Origin of the sequence: Thermogemmatispora sp. (genome assembly GCF_019683755.1) — a bacterium.
Taxonomy (GTDB): Bacteria; Chloroflexota; Ktedonobacteria; order Ktedonobacterales; family Ktedonobacteraceae; genus Thermogemmatispora.
Window position 1 is genome coordinate 1 of sequence record NZ_JADGHT010000360.1, and the last position, 4543, is coordinate 4543.

Here is a 4543-nt window from a genome sequence, read left to right on the forward strand (position 1 = left end):
CCGACATTGTGGTTATCGATACTGAGCGGCCCTGGAGAGTGAGAAAGGAGGATCTCTATACCAAAAACCAATGGTCAGTCTATGAAGGCCAGGAATTGATTGGTCGCCCGATAGCGACCTTTTTGCGTGGTCAGCTCGTCTATCGCGATGGCCAGATCATTGGTGAGCCTCAAGGCCGCTGGCTTAAGCGTGAGGCGGCTGCCGGATAGACTTGCGTGCACACACTAGCTGAGCAGGCTTGCTTTTCTTAAAGCAAGCCTGCTCGTTGTACCTGATCAATCCGTGCAATCTCCTTACTTGAAGGCCTGACGGTGTCGCGCCCTTTCCTCATCTAAGCTCCGCACGCTTGTTGGAAGAGCTGCAAGCTGGAACACGCTGTGACGCCTAGAGTCCCCCGAAGGCTTTCCCCAGATCGTGAAAGACCATCACCCGCGACCATTACTTTGGTCATGCCTGCCAGGCGGATTCATTGTCAGCGCTGTGTAAATTAACTAAGATGTACAAACGAAAAAATATTTCACGATACACTGTGGTGTACCCCCCCCGACGTGCCTGCGCGATGAAGACTGGGTTGCACGTCGTTGCCGAAGAACAATCGCGGCTGGGCGATTGAAACAAAAGAGGATGGTGCATGAATCCTGAAGCTTTGATTGGAATGAGGCTGGGGACCTGCACGCTCCAGCGCTTGATCGGGCAGGGTGGTATGGGCGCGGTGTTCCTGGCGCAGCAGTCGCGACCGCGCCGTCAGGTGGCTGTCAAAGTACTCTTTCCGATGGCCTCACTGACGCCCCATCAGCTGGCAGCCTTTCTGGAGCGTTTTCGACGTGAGACGGATGCGGCCGCTTCGCTGGAGCATCCCAATATTATGCCGGTCTATGAGTACGGAGAACAGCATGGCCTGGCCTATCTGGTCATGCCCTATATCAGCGGGGGGACACTGCGCGATGAGATGGAGCGCGAGGGCGCAATGGCCCTGCCCAAGGTGCTCAATTATCTTGAGCAGTTGGCCGCTGCCCTTGATTTTGCCCACGAGCGGGGTGTGATTCACCGTGATGTCAAGCCGGCCAATATTCTGAAGACCCCTGAGGGACGCTTGTTGCTGACTGATTTCGGCCTGGTCAAGATTATCTCGGAGGAGCGAGCGAACCAGGTGCGTTTGACTGGGCCGGGGGCTCCGGTGGGCACTCCTGACTATATGTCGCCCGAGCAGGTGCTTGGGCAGCCGGTCGATGGCCGCGCCGATCTCTACTCGCTTGGAGTCATTCTCTACCAGATGGTGACGGGTGTGGCTCCTTTCAGAGGTGAGGCCCCGATGCAGATCGCGGCTCAGCATCTGCAGACTCCTCCCACGTCGCCGCGAGTTTTTCGTCCTGATCTGCCGGTCGCTGCCGAGCAGGTGATTTTGCGCGCACTTGCGAAAAATCCTGCAGATCGCTACTTCACTGGACAGGAGATGGCCTTGGCCTTCCGTCTGGCTTTGACTTCGGCTGGCATCAGTGTCGATACGGGACAGAATCCAGCGATTGCGGCTTTGGGTCTCTCGGGGAAGTTTGCTGTTCCAGGCAACGCCGGGGGACTGTTTGATCCGCGCTGGACGAAAGCCAGTGCGCCGCAGCCGGTCCTGGATGCTGCTGCTATGCCGCAAGCTCCCGCTGCAGAAGCGGCGTCTCAGATGCAGACGAGAGTAGCAGGAGAGCAGCCGATACCGTCTTTCCCAGCTCCTTCGCTGAAGCTTCCTACGGCTGAGCCTGCTCTGCCGACCGCGAAGCTACCGGTAACCAACAGCTCTAGCCGTCGTGGTGGCCTGCTCTCTCGCACCGGTATGTTCCCCCGCGTGGGTACCGGTGTTATGCCAGAGACCGTAGCTGGCCAGGTTGGTCCGGTCACCAATGAGCAGCCTGCCGTTCTCTGGCAAGCTGAGGAGCGGCAACCGCATAATTTCACTGATCCGCTGCCATCCCTGGCTGCGGCTGTGCCCAGCTCTGGTCTGGCTGGGGAGCGAGAGCAGCAATCTGCGGATGCTCAGAGCGGTCAGCAGCTTTCATCTGCGCGCTCCGCGACGACGGGGGCACTTGCCCCCGTGGCTCAGCAAACAGCCACGTCACCTCTGGTAAAATTGACTGGTCCGGTCAAGGTGGTCAAGGTCCCTGTGGCCGGTCAGCCGGGCCGCTATGTCACCGGTCTGCTGCCATTGACTGCCGCTAGTACAGGTCAAGCGAAAAGCGCGTCGAGAGGCGAGCGTCGTCGAGCCCGCATGGTCGTAACTCTGATTGTGGCGGCGCTCATCCTGGTCGTTGGCTCTGGTCTCCTGCTGTGGGGTCATTTGCATAGTGCTCAGAAGACTGAGCCACAGGTCACTGCGACCCCTGGCCTCCAGACCACCGCCTCGCCGATGGCCACGGCTGCCGGTGCGAGTGATGTACTCTTCTCCGATCCGCTGTCACAGAATATCCATGATTGGCCGACAACGCCTGCAGACACCTATGCCTTTAAGGATGGTGCTTACCATATTACCAACCATAGCCAGAAGGGCATCGCCGTTGTCCTGCAGTCCGCGCCGTTCACCGGTCCAATTGGCTATAGCCTGACGATGCAGGAGGTGAAGGGCGACGATACCAATGTCAATAACTCGTTCGGCCTGATTCTGCGCTTTAGCCAGCAGACGCGTAGTGGCAAGACGGTGACGACTTTCTATAGCTTCGAGGTTCAGAATATCAAAGGCGGAGAGTACCGCTTCTATAAGTATGACGATAGTCGTGGCCCCAATAATGCTTGGGGTACTCCGATCTGGCGCAAGAAGTTCGGCAGCGAGTTCCACCAGGGGCAGGGGCCGAAAAATGTTAATACCTTGAAGGTCTTTGCCAATGGTTCTAGCTTTACCTTTATCGTCAATGGGAAGGTTGTGGGCCAGACCAAAGATAGCTCGCTTCCCTCGGGTACAGTCGGCATGCTGGTGAATCTCAATGGGACGGAGGTCGCTTTTAAAGATCTGTTGATTACGCGCAACTAGACGAGGGATGCGCGGCTGTGGTTGGCGTGAGCCTTGTTATGAGTAATCTGTTGCAGGCTTGCTGTCGGTTACCAGCCATACTGGCGCCACTTGCGAGAGGCGTTCTGCAAAGGTCAGAATGAGCGTTCGTGTAGACGCCGCTCAAGAGCCGCTTCTCTGCGCCAGAGTTGAAGCAAGACGAGCAGGTACTTTCTCAAGAGAGGGAGGACAGCCGGGGATGCAATCATCGCAGAGTCAAGATCAGCCACGCCCAAGACGGAGCCTCTTCGACCCTTTCTGGCAACAGCAGGGCGTACAGGGCGCTGCTGACTTGCCTGCTGCTCAGACAGCGTCACAGCAGGTGCTTCCAAAAGAGGCGGCAGGAAACAACGTCGTGTCTGGTCGGGAAGAGACTCCCGCCGACGTTGGAACGCCTAGTCCCCGTCCCGTGCGCAAGCTTGGCCTGTTGAGCGCCGCTCGCCTCCAGAGTGAGACCGGTCTGCCTGCTGGCTCCGCGGCGGGCGAGACCCAGGTATCTCAAATGCCTTTCCCAGGCACAAACCAGCCGTTTCAGCCTCCGATGCCTAGTGCGAGCCTAACAGCTCCTTCTTCCTTTGGACCGGCAACATTCTCGCCCTCAACGACCACAGGCTCTGTGACGGATGCAGAGACTGAGGCACCAACAATAGCCTTGGAGAGGACTGCTCTCTTTCCAGGACAACAGATAGCAGCTAGTAACTCTCTCCCTGATGAAGGCGCTCAAACGGCTGTGCCTCAATCAGGAACGATGCAGGGACTCTCCACGGCTGGTTCGGGAGCGGCAGCAGATATCCAACTGCCTTTCCCTTCGACGGCTCCTACCTCCTTTGCTGGCTTCTCGCCTAATGTCACTCGTGTCCTCTCACCATTAACAGGCCCGCTCCCAGGCGGCGTAACAAGCACCCTGCCTCGCACAACTACCGGTGCCCTGGGGGCCTCACCCTTCGTTGAGGCAGGTGGAAGCAAGAATACGGCAACGCTGACAGGCGCTCTGCGCCTGGTGCAGATCCCTGTCGCTGGTCAGCCAGGACGCTACGTGACCAGTATGCTGCCAGTCTTGACTGAGCCAACCCAGTCTTCTCCCTCCCAAGCAGAGACGGCGCGAGTCAGCCTCTCGCCGACCTCTCTCTGGAAGCAGAGAAGAAATCTCTTACTCTTGCTGTGTGTCTTGCTCGTGGTGCTTACCGGTTCAGGGTTGCTTGTGTTTGCCCGCTTGCATGCAAATCCGGCACCCCAGGCGAGGAAAGGGGCTGTAACCGCAGCGGTAGCTACGGGAACGGCGGTAGTTAAGGGGACGCCAACGCCGGCGGTCGTGATGGAGGACCCACTGGATCAGAATATTCATAACTGGCCCGTGACCACCAGCGGCTCTCGCCTCTTCATTTTCAAGAACGGGGCTTATCATATCATTAACAATGATGATAATAACATGGCGGTGGCGATCTTGCCTGATGCTCCGGGGCCATTGCTGAGCACTTCCCTGGCCTATACTCTAACGATGCAGGAAATCAAAGG

At 57.8% G+C, this 4543-nt stretch carries 2 protein-coding genes and 1 pseudogene; all 3 read left to right on the forward strand.

Annotation, left to right across the window (positions count from 1 at the left end):
• Nucleotides 1-209, forward strand: a pseudogene (locus tag IRZ24_RS17125) (dihydroorotase); the annotation flags it as partial.
• A 422-nt stretch (nucleotides 210-631) separates the two neighbouring features.
• Nucleotides 632-3010: a serine/threonine-protein kinase gene (locus IRZ24_RS17130; RefSeq protein WP_297166847.1), complete on the forward strand. Its 2379-nt coding sequence runs from the start codon at nucleotides 632-634 to the stop codon at nucleotides 3008-3010.
• Between the two features lie 766 nt (nucleotides 3011-3776).
• Nucleotides 3777-4543, forward strand: a 767-nt coding sequence (locus IRZ24_RS17135) for a hypothetical protein (protein WP_297166850.1), incomplete at its 3' end; no start/stop codon positions are given.